This window comes from Achromobacter maghribensis (genome assembly GCF_057334215.1).
The window spans coordinates 22176-39395 of the sequence record NZ_JBHFII010000020.1 but is presented as its reverse complement, the minus strand read 5'-3'; the positions used below and the strand labels follow the sequence as shown (position 1 = coordinate 39395).

The window sequence follows — 17220 nt, the reverse complement described above, 5'->3', positions numbered from 1 at the left end:
GGGTGGGGGGCGGCCTGCCGGAAATCGTTCACGATGCCTGGAAGCTCGTCGATGTTCAGCGCGCGCGGTTCAGAAACTTCGACAAAACCATTGTGGACGAAGGTCTTGGCCTGGGCGCGGATTGCCGACGCGGACACCGGCGCGGCGCCGCCCGGTTGCAGGTCAACGTGCGAGATGCGGCCAACGTGCCACAACTGCACGAAGATGCGCCCGCCCTGTGCGTGGACGGCGTCGGTGACGCTGCGCCAACCTTTGATCTGGTCCTGCGTGTACAGGCCCGGCGTGTCCTGGTAGCCCTGGGCCTGGGCCGAGATCTGGGTGGCCTCGGAGATGATCAGGCCAGCCGAGGCGCGCTGAGCGTAATAGGTGGCGGCCAGGGCGCTGGGTACCAGGCCGGCGTCGGCACGGTTGCGTGTCAGCGGCGCCATGACGATGCGGTTGGCAAGGGTAAGGGGGCCAAGGGCGTAGGGCTGGAAGAGTGTCGTATGGGACATGTCGGTGGCGTGAGGGAACGTGGAGGGGACGCAGCGATTGCGCAGGATTCAGTCGGTAAGGCTCAATGATGATGGCCGTAATCTAAGCTGTCAATGGTTTGATGATGAATATCATCTATCCATGGTATAGTGCGGCTGTTCCATCGTTGGACGTCAAGCGACTTAAGGTATGAAAGTCTCCAAGGCACAAGCGCAGGCAAACCGCGCGCATATCGTGGAAACCGCCGCCTCCCTGTTCCGGGAGCGGGGCTACGATGGCGTGGGCGTGGCTGACCTGATGGCAGCCGCCGGCTTTACCCACGGCGGCTTCTACAAGCATTTCGGCTCCAAGACCAACCTGATGGCGGAGGCGGCAAGCTGCGGTCTGGCGCAGTCCGCCGAGGTCGCAGCCGGCATGGACCTGGCGGGTTTCCTGACGTACTACCTCTCTCGGCAACACAGGGATACGCCTGGCGATGGCTGCACGATGGCGGCGCTATGCGCCGATGCCTCGCGTCAGCCGGAATCGGTAAAAGCGGCTTTCGCGGCGGGTATCGAGGCTCAGTTGTCGCGCCCGGATCCTCAGGACGGCCAGCCGGAAGCGGGCGCGGACAACGAGGCACGCGCGCGCCGCATCGCCTTGATGGCGCAGGCCGTTGGCGCGCTGGTGCTCTCAAGGTCCTGCCCGGACGATGCGCCGCTGGCGGACGAAATTCTGGACGTCTGCCGGGCTGACGTTCTGGCGCGTTTATCGCCTGAATGAGGGGCCCGGATTTCTCCGGGCAAGCGTGGGATCGGGGCGAACCTTGCCGGTGTGTCAGCGGCGCTCGCTGAGCAACCACCACGCGGCCACTCCCACGGCCAACCACAGCGCCACGATCAGCACCGCGCCGGCCCAGCTGCGAGGCTTCGCTTTCCTCGCCGTCATCCACGCTTCTGCCTGGCCTCTGCATTCCAACAGCACGTCGGATGGCAGCAGCTTGATGGTCAACCAAATGGCAGCGGGCAGCAAAAGGACGTCATCCGCGTACCCCAGCACGGGGATGAAGTCGGGTATCAGATCGATCGGGCTTAGCGCATAGGCAACCACGAACCACGCCAGCGCTTTTACATACCATGGGGTTCGGGGATGCTTGCAGGCGAACCACAGGGTGATGCCGTCCCGTCGTATCCGCGTGGCCCAGGTCTTCAGGCGTTCAGTGACGTTCATGATCGGCGTAAAGCTAGCGGCTCTTTGAAATTACATCGCTCATGTATTTGTTCAAATCGCGAAAATCCTGAACCGTCCAGGAATGCGGCGGTACCTTTACGCCGTTTTCGCGCAAAGTTCTGGGAATCAAGTCGCCATTCGGGCGAAGTATCACCGAAGAAACGATCACGCCCGGATAATCACTCAGCCGCTTTTTGAACGCGGCGGTTGTCAGGTCTGGGGTGGGAGGATTGCTTTTCCTGGCCAATGGTCCGGTCCCTTTGATATCCGCGCCGTGGCACATGGCGCACCTCTGGGTAAAGAGGTTCTTGCCATTGAGATTTTGCGCGAAGGATGGAGATACCTGCGTCAGCATCACAACGCCTAGCGAAGCGATGCATAGTGCCTTTACGTTCATGGTATCTAAGACGGATCGTGATCGGGGGCGAATTATCGCAGAGGGCGAATGGCAGTCTGACAGCTTATTTCTGACACCTTGTATCTTATAAGCCGAAAGGCCATGTCTCTGGCGTGCCAGCGCCCTGCGGCCCGGGCAGGGGCTCGACGGCGTGCGTCTGGTCTATCCACAGGTACGCGTCGAACTGCTGGGGCAATGACGCTTTTGCGTAATGACTTTGCCGTTCGGTTTCAGGGCGATAGATGACCCCGATGAAGCGTTCCAGCCGAGGCGTCTCCAGGCGTTGACGCAAACCTTCGTCCGCATCGCGCAAATCCAGCATGAATCGCGGGATGCCCGTTTGGTGCATCTGAAATTCGTAGCTTTGCGCAAGCGATGGCTGGACCTTTTTTACCTCCATGGCGCCGTCCCATTCGCTGGCGGCTGCCACGGTGCCGCAGTGCGTTCCCATGCCGACCGCAATGGCCGCATCGCCGAAGCGTTCGCGGCATAGCTGGCCGATATTGATTTCTCCGCGCTCCTGTCCCATCTCGGTGCCTGCCGCGATGCCGATGTGAGAGTTGTGCGCCCAGACGATGGCCCGCGCGGCCGGGCCGTGGACGCGTAGCGCGTTTTCCAGTGTCTCGAACATGTGTGTGTCGCGCAGATTCCAGCTCTGCGCCGACCCGTAGTACATGGCGCGGTAATAACGCTCCGCCGAGGCGACCAGCCGAGCGTTCTGGGCCGCATCAAAAAATCGCTCACCATCGCGTCCGGCATAGTCCAGGCGCTTTTCCAGCAACTCCCGTAGTTGGGCCATGACGGCTTGCTCGCAGTCTTCGTGCCGGCGCGTCAACACGGCCATGCCATAAGCGGCCGGGTCTTGCCGCCAAGGGTCCAGGCAGCCGTAGCGCTGACGGGCGATGCCCGCCGCCTCGTGGTCGACATTGTCCAGATAGGCCAGCACGGCCGCCATGGACTGCGCCATGCTGTAGATGTCCAGCCCGTAGAAACGGGTTTGCCGCGTGGGCGGTTGGCGGGCGTTGTGTTCGGCCAGCCACCGCACGAAATCCGCCACATCGGTATTGCGCCACATCCACGTGGGAAAGCGTTCGAAGGCCGGATAGGGGGCGTCGACCGAGCCGTGGCCGCCTATCAGCCGGTCCACCGCCGCGGCGTCCGGCCAGTCGGCCTCCACCGCCACGATGTTGAAACCATGTTCGCGGATTAGATGGCGGGTGATGGCGGCCCGTGCACGGTAAAAGTCCGAGGTGCCGTGGCTGGCTTCTCCCAGCAGCACGACACGCGCGTTGGCGTACCGGTCGAACTGGCGCAGGAACTCGGGGTCGTCCGCATCCGTCCACGGCTGCGCGGCAGCCCGCAACTGCGCCAGCATCGATTCATCGATCGTCGTCTGGCCCATGGTCGCTTTCTCCGTCTGGTTGCCAGGCCTGCTCGCCAATCAGCGGCACGAATGCCACCATTCCAAGGGCCGCTTCCCGATACTCCGTCTCTTCCTTACGCAAAATCCGGATCAGCTGCTGCACGCCTGCGGAGGCGCCGATGGGCATGACCAGCCGGCCGCCGATGGCCAGCTGTTCCCGCCAGGCCGGAGGCACGATGGGGCCGGATGCCGCAGCCACAATGGCATCAAACGGTGCCCAGGACGGTAGCCCCAAGGTGCCGTCGCCAGTGTGGACCACGACATTGTCGTAGCCAAGCTGTTGCAGCCGTTCGCGCGCCTCACGTGCAAGATGTTCATGCCGTTCCACGGTGTGGACCACGCGGACAATCCGCGCCATCACCGCTGCGGCATAGCCGGATCCGGTGCCGATTTCCAGCGCCTGGTCGCCCGGCTGAAGCGCCGCGGATTGCAACATCAGCGCCACGATGTAGGGCTGGGATATGGTCTGTCCGCAACCGATAGCCAGCGCGCTATCGTCGTAGGCCAGCGCCCGCGTGTCATCTGGCACGAACGCGTGGCGCGGCACCTCGCGCATGGCGGCCAGCACGGCAGGGTCATGCAGGCCGCGGGCGATAAGCTGGCGCTGCACCATATTTTCACGCAGGTCCTGGTGTTCGTGCATGACGGCCGTCCATAACGCAAGCGGTGGCTTCCCGCTGCCGGTTGTTCCTCAGCAAAGGCCGTGCCGACCGCGCTCCATGCGGCCGGGGCACGTCGTTTGCTGCCCGGCCAGTTGCCAGGGGCGCGCACGTCATGCCCTGATGGCAAGGACAAGTCAGCGAGCACACTCAGGAGAACGACATGCCCAAATCAACACAAGACTACGAGCACCCGCATTCAGGGCGGCGCGCGGCAGGACATGGTGGCGGTGCGCTGGATAGGGACAGAGAAGACGGCAACCCGGGGAAACCGGCCGCCGCACACAGCGGCGGCGGGAGCGGCCATGCGTCCCAGGCGTCGCAGCAGCGGGAAGCCGAGGAGGAATTGGAGAGCCGCAACGGTCCCCATGTGCGGGGCGGATCAGCGGAACAGCGCGCGGCGAACGCTGACCGGAAAGACCGCCCCTCAGGGGGATCGCGATAGCGCGATGCCGCGCAGAGGCGCAAGCAGCGGCCGCTTTTTGCAACGCACCGGTAAATCAAGCTGCAAGGGCACGCCGCGTCATGGGCCACTGCCGGCGTAGGCGGCGTGCGCGCGTCAATTTTCCGGCTGGTGGCAGACGGCTTCCACGTTGTGCCCATCCGGGCTGCGCACGAACGCGGCGTAATAGTTGGGATGGTAATGGGGACGCAAACCGGGCGCGCCGTTGTCCTGTCCGCCGGCTGCGAGAGCGGCTTCGTAAAACGCGTTCACGTCCGCTCGGGTGGGGGCGGAAATGGCGATATGCAAGGGCGGCGTCACGGCGGACGTGGCGTACAGCCACAGTGAAGGTTTGCCCTGCCTGCCCAACCCGACACTGTCGGGCCCCTCCATGGCAAGGCCGACGCCCAACGGGCCTAGCGCGCGGAGAAAAAACGTTTGGCTTTCATCAATATTGCTGACGCCAAAACCAATGTGATCGAACATGACGCATCTCCGTTAAATCTCTCTAAGGCATTGATATTGAAGGCGTCTGGTATCTACCTTCAATGGATGTTGGCGATCACTGCCCGGGTTTCCTCATATCCGGTCTAGCGATAGACCGCTTCGGCTTAACATCTTAAGGTGTCAGACTACGTTTTGGCCGCGCGAGCCAGGAAGGAATCCAACCCATGAGTACCGCAACAGATACCGCCATCGCCATCGTCGGCCCGGGCGCCATCGGCACCACGGTGGCGGCCGCACTTCACGAATTCGGCCGGCCCCCCCTTTTGTGTGGCCGCACGCCCCGCGACCAGCTGACACTGCAGGATGGCGATCGGCACGTCGTCGTTCCGGGACCCGTGCGGACGGATCCCGGCCAGATCGGTCGCAAGATGGGACTCGTTTTCCTGGCGGTCAAGGCGACCCAGACTGAAACGGCATCAGGATGGCTTGCGGCCTTGTGCGGTCCCGATACCGTCGTGTGCGTGCTGCAGAATGGCGTCGAGCAGATGGAAAGGGTCGCGATGCACGCTCCGCCTGCGCGGATCGTCCCGGCCGTCGTGTGGTTTCCTGCGCAAGCGCAGGCCGACGGCTCGGTACGCTTGCGGGGGGATGCGCGCCTGAGTCTGCCCGACGTGCCGGCATCCCGCGTGGTGGCAGAGGCGCTTTCGGGGACTCGGTGCGCCGTGGAGATCACGGCGGATTTTCCGTCCGTGGCTTGGCGCAAGCTGCTGCAGAACGCGGTGGCCGGCCTGATGGCCCTTACGCATCGCCGCGCCGGCATGTTCGCCCGGCCCGACATCGCCCAGCTTTCGCTGGCGTACTTGCAAGAATGCCTGGCCGTGGCGCGCGCCGAAGGAGCCAGACTGGGCGACGACGTGCCGCAGGAAATCCTGGCCAAGTTTCAAGCCTCTTCCGCCGACTTGAGCACCTCCATCCTGACGGACCGCGAAGCCGGCCGGCCACTCGAATGGGATATCCGAAACGGTGTCGTCTCGCGCCGCGCCCGGGCTCACGGCATACCGACGCCGATCAGCGACATCGTCGTGTCTCTACTGGCCGCCGCTAGCGACGGGCCGGGCTGAAGTCGCGGTCTACGCGCCGGGCATCAGTAGAAGGTCAAGACGCCAAACCCTGCGCTTCGTGAAGTATCCATTCTGCAAACGCGCGTAATGGCCCTTCACTCAATTCGATCGGCTCGGGAAGCACGAGGCAGAAGTTCTTGGCGATCGCTTTGCCGTCCGGCCAAGGCGCGACCAGGAGTCCTTGTTCAAGCTCTGCCTCAACGTAAAGACGCGGCACCAAGGCAACCCCCAAGCCGGCTACCGCCGCCGCGATCAGCATGGAATGCAGATCGTAGCGTGCGCCTACCGCCGAATTGGTCAAGACAATGCCGGCCTCTTGCGCATAAAGCTGCCACGCATCCGGATTTTGCCGCCTGTGAAGGCGTGGCAGCTCGTCCAGCGACACGTTGGCACCGGCGTCCGCAAGAAGTGCCGGACTACAGACGGGCACAAGCACCTCTTCCAGCAGGTGATGTAAATGCATACCCGCCCATGCCGGATGCTCGAAGTGGATCGCCGCATCAAAGCCGCTACCGGCAAGAATGAAGGGCTCCATGCGCTCGGCGATGTGCACCGTAATGTTGGGATGCGCATCTTGAAAGCGTTTCAGCCGAGGGATAAGCCAGCGCGTCGCGAAGGTGGGAATGGCGGCGATATCAAGGGTTCCGCCTTCAACGGGCTGCCCCATCAAATAAAGGCTATCGCGCTCTAGCCGATCAAGAATTTCGCGGACCTGCACCGCGTATCGCATGCCATTGGGCGCAAGCCGTACCCGATTCCCGACGCGCTCAAAGAGCGCGACGCTCAAAAACGCTTCCAGACGACCAATCTGACGACTGATCGCCCCTTCGGTCAGCGCCAGTTCCTCCGCCGCGCGGGCGAAGCTGCCATGTCGTGCCGCTGCCTCAAAAGCGAGGAGCGCGGAATTGCTTGGAATCTTGCGTCGCATGGAGTTTCTTTGATCGTGGTGCGCTGCAGTCAGCTTGAGTAAATATCACTGAAGGATGATTTTATATCGCTATATGCGCGGTAAATGGCAGCTTAGCATTACGTAACTGCAATGAAATGGGTTTGGGCGCCGACAGCGCCTTGCCGCCTACGAAGGATGTTTTGATGATCTATACCGTGGAATGCAGCTTTGCCGATCCCCGCAGCGAAGCCGAATGGAATCACTTCTACAGCGCTGAAAAACTGCCCGCGCTCATCTCCGTTACGGGCTTTCATACGTCGCAGCGCTTCAAGGCGATAAGCCCTGGTTGCCCCATCTACCTGGCTGTCCACACGATTGATAGCCTGGATGTCCTGACGGGAGAGGAATATCGCCAGAAAGGCGGCGGCAATTTCGCAAGGTGGCAGCAGCACATCACCGATTGGCACCGAAATCTCTATTGCGATATCGGCCTTGCGCCGGCGGTCAATGAAGACGAACTGCTGGCGCTGTGTGCAAGCGGCGCTGAACCGTTGATTCAGATGGGCCTCACCCCCCTGGCCATGCGGGCAGTCGCACTGGAGAAGTTTCCGGAACGCCGTTGGCTGGCAAAACTGCCTCGGCGACAGGCTGCGCTTGTCGAGAGCCAGTCCGAAGGCATTCACCTTTATTCGCCCATGACGGAACAACTGACAAGTGCCCGCACCGTGTAAACCGAACCGGGAAAAGAGGTCCGCTATGCCCAACGTCACGATCTATATTCCGTCGGCGCAAATGCCGTCGGATGAGAGGCTTGCCGAGCTTTCAGGCGACTGCGTGCAACTCTGTACGGGCGTCCTTGGCGCGGCACTCGAGAACATCCATGTCATTTATGTCGGGGTCCGGCATGGTCAGGGGCATCCCGTCTTTGCGGAAGTCCAATATCGCCTTGAGGCGTTTCGCACGCCGCCGGTAATGAACCGGTTCATGGATGCCCTGGATGACGCCATCACGCGTTACACGAATCTCAAGGCGCGCATCCGCTGCTTTGGTTATGCCGCGCCGAACATCCACGCCCGAAATTGAAAAGTCCCCAGGAGAAAAGTTGTGTCCACGATTCCGTTTCCCAGTCAGCAAGCCGGAGATTTCACGGTCACTGCTATCAGCGACGGCTATCTCACCGCCAACCTGGACTTCCTCTCGAATATCGATCCCTGCGAGGCGTCCAGAATGCAAATTGAGGCCGGCCAGAAGGAGCCTGCTGCCGTGCACATCAACTGCTACCTGGTCCGCGGAGCGGGCCGCACCATTCTCATCGACGGCGGGGCAGGAGGGATCAAACAATGGGGCGGCCGCCTGATATCCAATTTATCGCTTGCTGGCGTCGAACCCTCCGACATCGACACCATCCTGCTTACACACGCCCATCCCGATCATGTCGGCGGACTGGTGGACGCAGCCGGACACATTACCTTTCCGAATGCCGAGCTTGTTGCTCATCAGCAAGAGCTTGCGTTCTGGCAGGACGACGGAAATTTAAGCCGTGCCGCAGAGCGCGCGCGCGGCAATTTCATGATCGCGCGTCAAGTGTTCGATGGCTACCGCGACACGCTCCGTACTTTCGATGAAGGGGAGGTGCTTCCGGGCATCCGGGCGATGCCGCTACCCGGCCACACAGATGGACACGCCGGATATCTTTTCGAATCCCGTGATCAAAGTCTGGTCGTGTGGGGAGACATTGTTCATTTTCCTCACATCCAGATCGAGCGGCCGGACGTGTCGATTGCGTTTGACCAGGATCCTTCCCTTGCTGCTGCGACACGATCGAAGCTTCTGGACCTGGTCAGTTCAGAGGGGCTTTTGATTGCCGGTATGCACTTGGGGGAACTTGGCTTCGCGCGAATCAAGCGAAGCCGTGGGAGGTACGGCCTGGTCTATGAAACCGAAGCATGAAGACCCAAGGGAATCAGGCCAGCAGAAAGTAGCGTTATGGTTGCGGGCCATCGTTGGGGCCGAGCATCTTGACGCCCTGAGCGAGGAAAAACACTTCAGTACAGTAGCCAGACGATTACCGTTCCCCATGTCGTGATCAGAATATGCCCGAACGCCACTGTGCCAGAGTAGCCGATCACAGCGACAGGGCTCTCGGACTTATCCTGAACCGCGGCAAGGCCAGCAGTCATGGTTTGCACCCCGGCCAGTGCGCCTAGCAACAACAGCGGCTCAAGATTCAGCAGGTATCGGCCCACCAGTAATCCAACGAAAAGTGGAACCATTGTTACGACGATCCCCGCTAGGAAGATCGTCAGGCCGACTTCTTGAAGGGCGTCCATGAAAAGCGGACCTGCCTTCAGCCCGATCATGGCAACAAACCCGGCCAGCCCAATAGACTTCATGAACTCCAGGGACCCGTGTGATATGCGACCGAACAAGGGCTTTCCGGAATTCCGCCAGCCCACAAGGAGCCCTAGAACCAATGTCCCGACACTGCTTCCAATGGCGATATGCATGCCGCCAATAGGCAGTACGAGCGACGTTCCCACCAGGGCACCCAAGAATATTCCAAAGCCCAATGCGACAAAGTCCGTGGAATCCATTTCCCGCACCACGCGGCCGATACGGGCCGCTACCCGGTTAACGGAGGGTTCTAGTCCTACGATAGTCAGCACGTCGCCACGTTGGAGTGCGGTGCCAGCACCTATAGGGATTTTTTCACCAGCCCGTTGGATGTTGCGCAGGAATACGCCACGCACTTCTTCGGCTCGTGCTGCAATTTCCGCGAGCGTTTTCCCAAAAAAATCTGCATTGGACAGAACGACGTCAAAAATTGCGCTTGGAATGTCGAGCAGCTCGCGATCCGCTTCCTCAGCAGCGTTATGATCCAGGAGCTTGAGTATCACTTCGCTTCTGCCAGAGACAGCGATGACATCGCCCGCAAGCAAAAGGGTCGCTGGCGTTGGCAACAGCACTTTTCCACCACGCCTGATACGCTCTATAAACAAGCGTTCCGGAGCATATAGCGATTCGGCTTCCGCGACCGATCGGCTTGCGACGGGGTGGTCGGGCTGTAATCGATACGCGCGCAGGTCGAACCTGCGCCATGCTGAGGTTACGCCGACTTTTTCCCGCTGTATTCCATAGACCGAATCAAGCCTGGCGCCTTCAGCCTTCAGGTCAACGCCCAACAGCTTTGGCCCCAAGCTTGAGCAGAACCAGATCACCCCGAACGTACCGAAGATGTAGCACAGCGCGTCGGCTACCGCGATTTGGCCGATAAGACGGTTCTGTTCGTCCACGCTGATGGGCAAGTGTCGGATCGCTTCGCTGCCTGTCCCGATCACCGGGGACTCCGTCAACCCGCCGGAAATCAGGCCCACCGCATAGCCGATCTCGAGCTTTAGCAAGGTCGCCAGTCCCCATGCCGTAACCAGCCCGGCAACTGGAACGACAACGCCAAGCACCGCCCACCGCCACCCGCCATCTTTCATCCCTCTAAAAAAGCTAGGCCCCACTGAGTATCCGATTCCGAACATGAACATAAGGAACAGCACCTGCTTTGCCGTGTCCGATACCGGAACAGGAACGAGGTAACCGATTAGCAGGCCAGCAAGCAATGAGCCGGTTACCGGCCCGAAGCCCACGCCGCGGATCTGGAACCCTCCCACCCAATAGCCCAATCCGATTGCAAGGAAAACGGCTAGCTCGGGATAACGCTGTAGCAAATCGCTGAAGAAAACCATGGCGTTGAGCTCCTCGTGAAAGGACGAGCGCAAGGCTCAACTCGGATGCGCCTGGCCGGTCGTGGCAGGCGGACGCGAGTATGAGCATTGCAATTCCTCGCCAACCTCCAGATTGCGATCGAGTCTGGCCTGCGCGATACATGCGCTGCCCACCTGCTATGCCGGAGGTACTGGACGTTCTTCAAGCGGAGCAAGAATAGGAAAGCAGAATATTCCTCTTCGCCGAAGTTCGATAATCGATGATGCCGACGAAAACAGTGCTTCGCGAGGAATGCTGAGGTGCGTGCGCTGCCCCAGGTTCATCCCGCTGACCGTAAAGGTGACGAGCGATCCGTTGCCACCTGCATTGGCCTCCCCATTGAGGCAATTTATAAGCTTGACGTACCGACTAGGTGGGACTGTCTTCATCTTGATCATGGGAGCTGCCTCCTCGGTCGTCGCATGCCTATGTCTGACGGTATAGCTCATTCTATTGAGCCAGATCGAATGGGCGCACCGTCTAGAGACGCAAATTATTGACGGGAGTCAACATCGATGCTGTGCCAAGGCGCACGCTGTGTCGGTGTGGCGGCGTTGGCTTCGGCGTTAGCGCGGGCAAGGGAGGAAAAAATGGTTATCAAACTCTGGTTCTCGGTGCTTGTGTCGCTGTGTCTGATGCCGGCCCCATCATTTTCCGCCGCGGCCGGTGAGACCCGTCCGGATGCGTCCGCTTCTTTTGAATTGGCGCTTGAAACCGCACCGGTCGAGATCGACGGACAGGTATTGTTCAAAGTGCGTGGGCTGTCATCTTTTCCCGCCGGGAAGCGCGCCGAGGCAATCAAACGAAGAATCGAGGACGTCGCGTCCGACCCCTCGTTCCCCAGTTCCGCGCTAGCGGTAGAAGCCGTTGAAAACGGCACCATTATCCTGGCGGGAAAGACTGCATTGATGATCGTGACGGATGCTGACGCCCAGCTTGAGCAGACCAGCCGAGACAATCTTGCGACGTTGCACCTGGTTCGCATTCAACAGGCCATTGACGAATTCCGGCAGGCGCGGAGATCCGACGCGCTGTTAAAGGCGGGGCTTCATGGCGCCGGCGCCACGGCCTTGATGGCAATAGGGATCGCCGTTCTGCTTATGCTCAATCGGTGGCTCGATAAGGCGGTCTCCGGGCTTCTGAAGAGCCGCGTTCACGCTGTCGACATCCAATCATTCGAAGTGCTGCGCTCGGATACCATCTGGAGGGCCTTGCACGGCGTGGTGCGGGCGATCGGCATCGCGACCATTGTCTTGTCGTTGTATGCATACCTGCAGTACGTGCTGGCGCTCTTTCCCTGGACGCGCTCTGTTTCCAATGATCTGTTCAATCTGGCGGCTGGCACGGTCCAGAGATTGGGAAAGGCCGTCGCGGCGATCGTTCCGGACGTTCTGGTCCTGGTCATCATCTATTACCTGACCCGCTTTATCTTGGCTCGGACCCGGAAGTTCTTCGTCGCGGTGGAAGAGAAACGTGTGGCGTTCGCGCAATTCGAACCTGACTGGGCTATCCCGACATACAAGCTGGTCCGGGCGTTGATCGTGGCGTTCGCCGTCATCGTCGCCTACCCCTACATTCCTGGCTCCGAAACCGCAGCCTTCAAGGGCATCTCGATCTTCATCGGTCTCGTAGTGTCACTGGGTTCGTCCACGGCGATTTCCAATCTTATCGCGGGCTACCTGATGACCTACCGAAGGGTATTCAAGGTCGGGGACCGTGTGACGGTGGGGGACGTGACGGGCGAAGTCGTGGCAGTCCGTCTGCAAGTGACACATCTACGAACGAACAAGAACGAGGAAGTGACCATTCCGAATTCCCAGATTTTGAATAGTGATGTGAAGAACTACAGTTCCCTGGCGGGAACCAAAGGGTTGATTCTCCACACCACGGTTGGAATCGGATATCAGGCTCCATGGCGGCAGGTCGAAGCGATGCTGCGCACAGCGGCCGAGCGGACTGCGGACGTGCTGGCGGAGCCGGAGCCATTCATCCTACTGACCAAACTGGGGGACTTTGCGGTGACTTACGAACTGAATGTCTATATTCGCGACACGCAGACAATCGCCAAGATCTACGCAGAACTGCACCGCCACATCATTGATGTTTTCAACGAGCATGGCGTGCAAATCATGACGCCAGCCTACGAGGGAGATCCCGATCAGCCTAAGATCGTGCCACCGGAACAGTGGTATGCGGCGCCCGCAGCGCCGGACCAACGGCTCGAACACTGATTGGCCATATGCGGAAGCATCGCTTTTTTCTTGGTCGCTACCATTTGGCGCGGCTTGGCTCATCTTGGTGGCTGAACGCTACGAGAAATTTGGGTCACTCCCGCACTGTGGGCCCCGCGGGCCTGGGCGGATAAATGGACACCGCGTACCGTCGCCACGGAAGTTGACGATTGTCAATTTCAGTCATTTTGGTCGCTCTACACTGGCCCTGCAATCCGCATAACGCGATGAAGACGTTGAGGATCGCAATCAAATAGGAGGTGGTCCATGAAGATGCGAAAAGTGGCCGTAATCGCGCTTTTTTCCTCTTTCGTTCCGGCTTTGGTGGCAGCCGCTTCACCGAGCCAGCAACCGGGGCAGGTCAGCCGGGGTCTAACTTTTTTGAGTGATCGAGACCTTCGCTGCTGATATGTATATTGCCAAACACGGTTGGTAGCGACTTCCTTCCCACGGGTGCTTCCGAGGTGAGTCCATCGCGCTAGATCGCGGTTTGGTACCTGAGTAGTTTTCCATCCATGATCGGAGGCTGCGATGAACACGCGCGATACGTCTCACCTGGCTAGTCTTTCGCCGTTCGAACTGAAGGACGAACTCATCAAATTGGCAGGAAACGCAACCAACAGGCTGATGCTGAACGCCGGCCGGGGAAATCCCAACTTCCTCGCCACAATACCCCGTCACGGTTTTTGGCAGCTTGGACTTTTCGCAATGGTCGAGTCTGAGCGGTCGTTTTCCTATCTTCCCGAAGGGGTGGGCGGTTTCCCGCGGCGGGCGGGCATCGAAGAACGCTTTGACCTCTTTGCCCGCAGCCACGCCGACGTCCCCGGCGTGAAATTTCTTGCTAGCGCGGTGTCCTTTGTGCGGGATCAATTGGGGCTGGACGGCGGCGATTTTCTCTACGAGATGTGTGCCGGTATTCTGGCCTGCAGTTATCCGGTGCCGGACCGAATGTTGCGGCTTTCGGAAGAGATTGTGAAGCAGTACATCCGCAAGGAGATGATAGGCGGACATCCGTTTTCAGGCGATTACGACCTATATGCTGTCGAAGGCGGCACGGCGGCCATGACGTACCTGTTCAACTCGATGAAGATCAATCATCTGCTCAGGTCGGGCGACGTCATTGCGTTGGGAAAACCGATCTTCACCCCTTACATCGAAATTCCCGAACTGTCGGAGTTTGGCCTGACCGAGCTGGCTATCGACGCCGACGCCGCGAATGGCTGGCAATACCCCGAGGAAGAGCTCGACAAGCTGCGCGACCCCAAAGTGAAGGCGTTCTTCCTGGTGAATCCCAGCAACCCGCCTTCGGTCAAGGTGAGCGACAAGAGCCTGCAATACTTGGCGGGCATCGTGAAAGAGCGGCCCGACCTGATCATCTTGACGGATGACGTGTACGGTACCTTCGCGGACAATTTTGTTTCACTCTTCGCCCTGTGTCCGCGCAACACGCTGCTGGTCTACTCCTACTCCAAGTACTTTGGCGCGACGGGTTGGCGTCTGGGCGTGATCGCAGCGGATAAGTCCAACGTCTTCGACGAGAAGATCGCGCAACTGCCGCAGGAAGAGCGGGACGCCTTGAACCAGCGTTACGCGTCCATTACCACCGAGCCAGAGAAGCTGCCTTTCATCGACCGCATCGTGGCCGACAGCCGTACCGTGGCGCTCAACCACACCGCGGGTCTCTCCACCCCGCAGCAGGTGCAGATGGTGCTGTTCTCGCTGTTTTCACTCATGGACACTGCCGAAAGTTACAAGGACGCCATGAAGCGGCTGATCCGCGGGCGCAAGGCGGCGCTCTATCGGGGCATGGGGGTTTCACCGAGCGACGTGGACGAGAATGTGGTCGATTACTACACGCTGTTGGACGTAGAACAGATGAGCCGGCAGGTCGGCCCGGACTTCGTTAAATGGCTGCTGGCCTCCATCAAGCCGCACGAGTTGCTATTCAGGCTGGCGGAAGAGGCGGGGGTTGTGCTGCTGCCCGGCAAGGGCTTCGGGACGCTGCACCCATCCGGCCGCGTGTCGCTCGCCAATCTGAACGAGCAAGACTACGTGAAGATCGGTCAGTGCGTGCGCAACCTGCGGGACGAGTACCTTGAGCGCTATCGGCAACAGCGTGGCGCGGCGGCGAAAACCGGCTAGAAACCTTCCGGCCTGCATGGCACGTAGTTTTTCACCACGGTACCGTGAAGGAGAGGGTCATGAACTGGTTCGTTGCTACGTTGAAAGCCTATCCCGAAATCGCCATCTTCCTGGCGCTGGGCATCGGTTACTGGATAGGCGGGAAGAGCTTTAAGGGATTCAGCCTCGGAGCCGTGACGTCGACCCTGCTGGTCGCGATCGTCATCGGCATCTTGGGGGTCAAGATATCTCCCAACGTGAAGTCGGTTTTCTTCCTGATGTTCCTTTTTGCGGTGGGCTACGGCGTGGGGCCGCAGTTCGTGCGCGGTATCGCAAAGGATGGGCTGCCGCAGGCGATCTTCGCGGTGGTCATGGCGCTGCTGTCGTTGGGGGCCGCTGTCATTGCGGCGATGCTCGCGGGATACGACCTGGGATCCGCGGCCGGCCTCTTAGCCGGGTCGCAGACCATCTCGGCTTCCATGGGCCTTGCGACCGATGCGATAAACCGCCTCGGGCGAACCCCCGAGGAAGCACAGGCGCTTCTGGACGCCATGCCGATCGCCTACGCCGTTACGTACATCTTCGGCACCGTAGGTTCGGCGATCATCCTGGCGCAAATCGGCCCCAAGCTGTTGGGAATCGACCTCATTGCGGCATGCAAAGCGTACGAGCAGAAGCTGGGCGCGGGGCAGGGAGCGGCAGACGCGACCCAGTGGTATGACTTTGAGGTGCGGGCCTATTCTGTTGCTGAGAACAGTCCCTTCATCGGCAAGACGGTAGGGGAGATCGAGGCGGGAACCCAGGCTGGATATCGCGCTTTCGTCGAGAGGATCCGGCGAGGCGGGAACATTATCGAGGTGGACCAGGAGACCGTGATCGAGCCCGGGGATGTGGTCGCGATCGGCGGCAAGCGAAACCAGATGATCGAGCGCCTGGGGCCCAGCGGGCGCGAAGTCGAAGACGCCGAACTTCTTAACGTCAAGACCGAGGGCGTCGACATCTACATCTCGAACAAAAAGGTGGATGGGAAGCCGCTGGAGGAACTGGCCCGTTGGCCGGGGGCGCGGGGTGTGTTCCTGAAGAAGATCCGCCGCGGTCCCACCGAGACGGTGATTCCCATCCTGCCCAAGACCGAACTGTTCCGGGGCGACGTCATTACGGTGGTCGGTCGGACCCAAGACATCAATGCCGCCGCCAAGAACCTCGGCTACGTCGATCGGCCGACAACGGTGACAGACGTTGCTTTCGTGTCTTTGGCGATCACCGTTGGCGCGCTCATCGGCGCCGTTGTGATCAACGTCAGCGGTATCCCGCTCACCATTTCGACCGCGGGCGGCGCGCTGATTGCCGGCATCGTGTTCGGCTGGTTCCGCGCCATCCATCCCACCTTCGGCCGCATTCCCGAACCCACGCTGTGGTTTATGAACTCGGTGGGGTTGAACGTGTTCATTGCCGTGGTGGGCATCTCGGCGGGGCCGGGATTTGTCGCCGGGCTTCAAGCATTGGGCATCAGCCTGTTCCTGTGGGGGATCTTCGCGACGACCGTGCCGTTGATTTTGGGGATGTTTATTGCCAAATTCGTCTTCCGTTTCGATCCGGCCTTGATCCTGGGCATCTGCGCCGGCTCGCGCACCACGACCGCGGCGCTTGGCATGGTGTGCGAAGCCGCCAAGAGCCAAGTGCCGGGGCTGGGCTACACGGTGACCTACGCCGTCGGCAATACCTTGCTGACGATCTGGGGGATGGTGGTGATCATGATTCTTTCATAAAGACATTGTGCGGGCCCAGGCTATTCGGCCACAGGGCTCGCGCCGACACTCTGGAGGTTGCCATGACCGAGGATACCCAAGATAGCCAACCGCTCGACCATCTGTTTTCTATTTCGGCGGCGCGACAGGATCGCTGGCGCGAGTTGAATGCCAGGGCGCAAACCTGGGCGGCGGAGGTACGTGGCGGCACGTGCTCGGCCGGCGCCGAGCACGTGAAGGATGCCTTAAACGATCTGCAGTCGATGGAGTGCTATTTTGCGTACCCCGGCGTGCAGTTACTCC

The 17220-nt window shown here is 60.3% G+C and carries 18 protein-coding genes; 9 read left to right on the top strand and 9 right to left on the bottom strand.

What is annotated here, in order from left to right:
• The coding region (locus ACE039_RS08490) for an oxidoreductase (protein WP_485822109.1) at positions 1-494 on the bottom strand (494 nt) is incomplete at its 3' end.
• A 169-nt stretch (positions 495-663) separates the two neighbouring features.
• Here ACE039_RS08490 and ACE039_RS08485 point away from each other — a divergent pair.
• Positions 664-1236 (top strand): TetR/AcrR family transcriptional regulator, encoded by a 573-nt coding sequence (locus ACE039_RS08485; protein WP_485822108.1) that lies wholly within the window; start codon positions 664-666, stop codon positions 1234-1236.
• A gap of 54 nt (positions 1237-1290) precedes the next feature.
• Here the strand turns inward: ACE039_RS08485 and ACE039_RS08480 are convergent, their stop codons facing one another.
• The 5 genes from ACE039_RS08480 to ACE039_RS08460 form a co-directional block, all read right to left on the bottom strand.
• The gene (locus ACE039_RS08480) at positions 1291-1683 is read right to left on the bottom strand and encodes a YkvA family protein (RefSeq protein ID WP_105557885.1); all 393 of its coding nucleotides are present in this window, start codon (positions 1681-1683) and stop codon (positions 1291-1293) included.
• A gap of 13 nt (positions 1684-1696) precedes the next feature.
• On the bottom strand, positions 1697-2080 hold the full coding sequence (locus tag ACE039_RS08475; RefSeq protein ID WP_448712717.1) for a c-type cytochrome: 384 nt from the start codon (positions 2078-2080) through the stop codon (positions 1697-1699).
• Positions 2081-2165: 85 nt separating this feature from the next.
• Positions 2166-3482 (bottom strand): erythromycin esterase family protein, encoded by a 1317-nt coding sequence (locus tag ACE039_RS08470; protein WP_485822107.1) that lies wholly within the window; start codon positions 3480-3482, stop codon positions 2166-2168.
• Entirely contained in the window at positions 3460-4146 is a 687-nt protein-coding gene (locus ACE039_RS08465) for a protein-L-isoaspartate(D-aspartate) O-methyltransferase (RefSeq protein ID WP_485822106.1), read from the bottom strand. The genes ACE039_RS08470 and ACE039_RS08465 overlap by 23 nt, the downstream gene beginning before the upstream one ends.
• Positions 4147-4721: 575 nt before the next feature.
• Positions 4722-5090, bottom strand: a complete 369-nt coding sequence (locus tag ACE039_RS08460; RefSeq protein WP_485822105.1) for a VOC family protein — start codon at positions 5088-5090, stop codon at positions 4722-4724.
• A 185-nt stretch (positions 5091-5275) separates the two neighbouring features.
• Here ACE039_RS08460 and ACE039_RS08455 point away from each other — a divergent pair, with 185 nt between their 5' ends.
• Complete coding sequence (locus ACE039_RS08455) at positions 5276-6172, top strand: oxidoreductase (RefSeq protein WP_485822104.1); 897 nt, start codon at positions 5276-5278, stop codon at positions 6170-6172.
• A gap of 34 nt (positions 6173-6206) precedes the next feature.
• Here the strand turns inward: ACE039_RS08455 and ACE039_RS08450 are convergent, their stop codons facing one another.
• On the bottom strand, positions 6207-7100 hold the full coding sequence (locus ACE039_RS08450; RefSeq protein WP_485822103.1) for a LysR substrate-binding domain-containing protein: 894 nt from the start codon (positions 7098-7100) through the stop codon (positions 6207-6209).
• 164 nt (positions 7101-7264) lie between these two features.
• Between ACE039_RS08450 and ACE039_RS08445 the strand changes: the two genes are divergently transcribed.
• From ACE039_RS08445 to ACE039_RS08435, 3 genes are read left to right on the top strand one after another with little or no spacing between them, the layout of a single operon-like run.
• Positions 7265-7792 (top strand): sugar ABC transporter, encoded by a 528-nt coding sequence (locus ACE039_RS08445; RefSeq protein WP_485822102.1) that lies wholly within the window; start codon positions 7265-7267, stop codon positions 7790-7792.
• Between the two features lie 25 nt (positions 7793-7817).
• Positions 7818-8144, top strand: coding sequence for a hypothetical protein (locus ACE039_RS08440; protein ID WP_448708421.1), 327 nt, complete (start codon positions 7818-7820; stop codon positions 8142-8144).
• Between the two features lie 21 nt (positions 8145-8165).
• Positions 8166-9011: an MBL fold metallo-hydrolase gene (locus ACE039_RS08435; protein WP_485822101.1), complete on the top strand. Its 846-nt coding sequence runs from the start codon at positions 8166-8168 to the stop codon at positions 9009-9011.
• Between the two features lie 95 nt (positions 9012-9106).
• Here the strand turns inward: ACE039_RS08435 and ACE039_RS08430 are convergent, their stop codons facing one another.
• Together ACE039_RS08430 and ACE039_RS08425 are read right to left on the bottom strand one after the other, a co-directional pair.
• Complete coding sequence (locus ACE039_RS08430; protein WP_485822100.1) at positions 9107-10798, bottom strand: aspartate-alanine antiporter-like transporter; 1692 nt, start codon at positions 10796-10798, stop codon at positions 9107-9109.
• A gap of 156 nt (positions 10799-10954) precedes the next feature.
• A complete protein-coding gene (locus ACE039_RS08425) occupies positions 10955-11215 on the bottom strand; it encodes a hypothetical protein (protein ID WP_485822099.1) in 261 nt (86 codons plus the stop codon).
• 192 nt (positions 11216-11407) lie between these two features.
• Between ACE039_RS08425 and ACE039_RS08420 the strand changes: the two genes are divergently transcribed.
• The 4 genes from ACE039_RS08420 to ACE039_RS08405 form a co-directional block, all read left to right on the top strand.
• Positions 11408-13048, top strand: a complete 1641-nt coding sequence (locus ACE039_RS08420) for a mechanosensitive ion channel family protein (RefSeq protein ID WP_485822098.1) — start codon at positions 11408-11410, stop codon at positions 13046-13048.
• A gap of 531 nt (positions 13049-13579) precedes the next feature.
• On the top strand, positions 13580-15190 hold the full coding sequence (locus tag ACE039_RS08415) for a bifunctional aspartate transaminase/aspartate 4-decarboxylase (RefSeq protein WP_485822097.1): 1611 nt from the start codon (positions 13580-13582) through the stop codon (positions 15188-15190).
• Between the two features lie 59 nt (positions 15191-15249).
• Positions 15250-16938, top strand: coding sequence for an aspartate-alanine antiporter (gene aspT, locus ACE039_RS08410; RefSeq protein ID WP_485822096.1), 1689 nt, complete (start codon positions 15250-15252; stop codon positions 16936-16938).
• 62 nt (positions 16939-17000) lie between these two features.
• Positions 17001-17220 (top strand): hypothetical protein (locus ACE039_RS08405; RefSeq protein WP_485822095.1); only part of this gene is annotated, 220 nt, incomplete at its 3' end.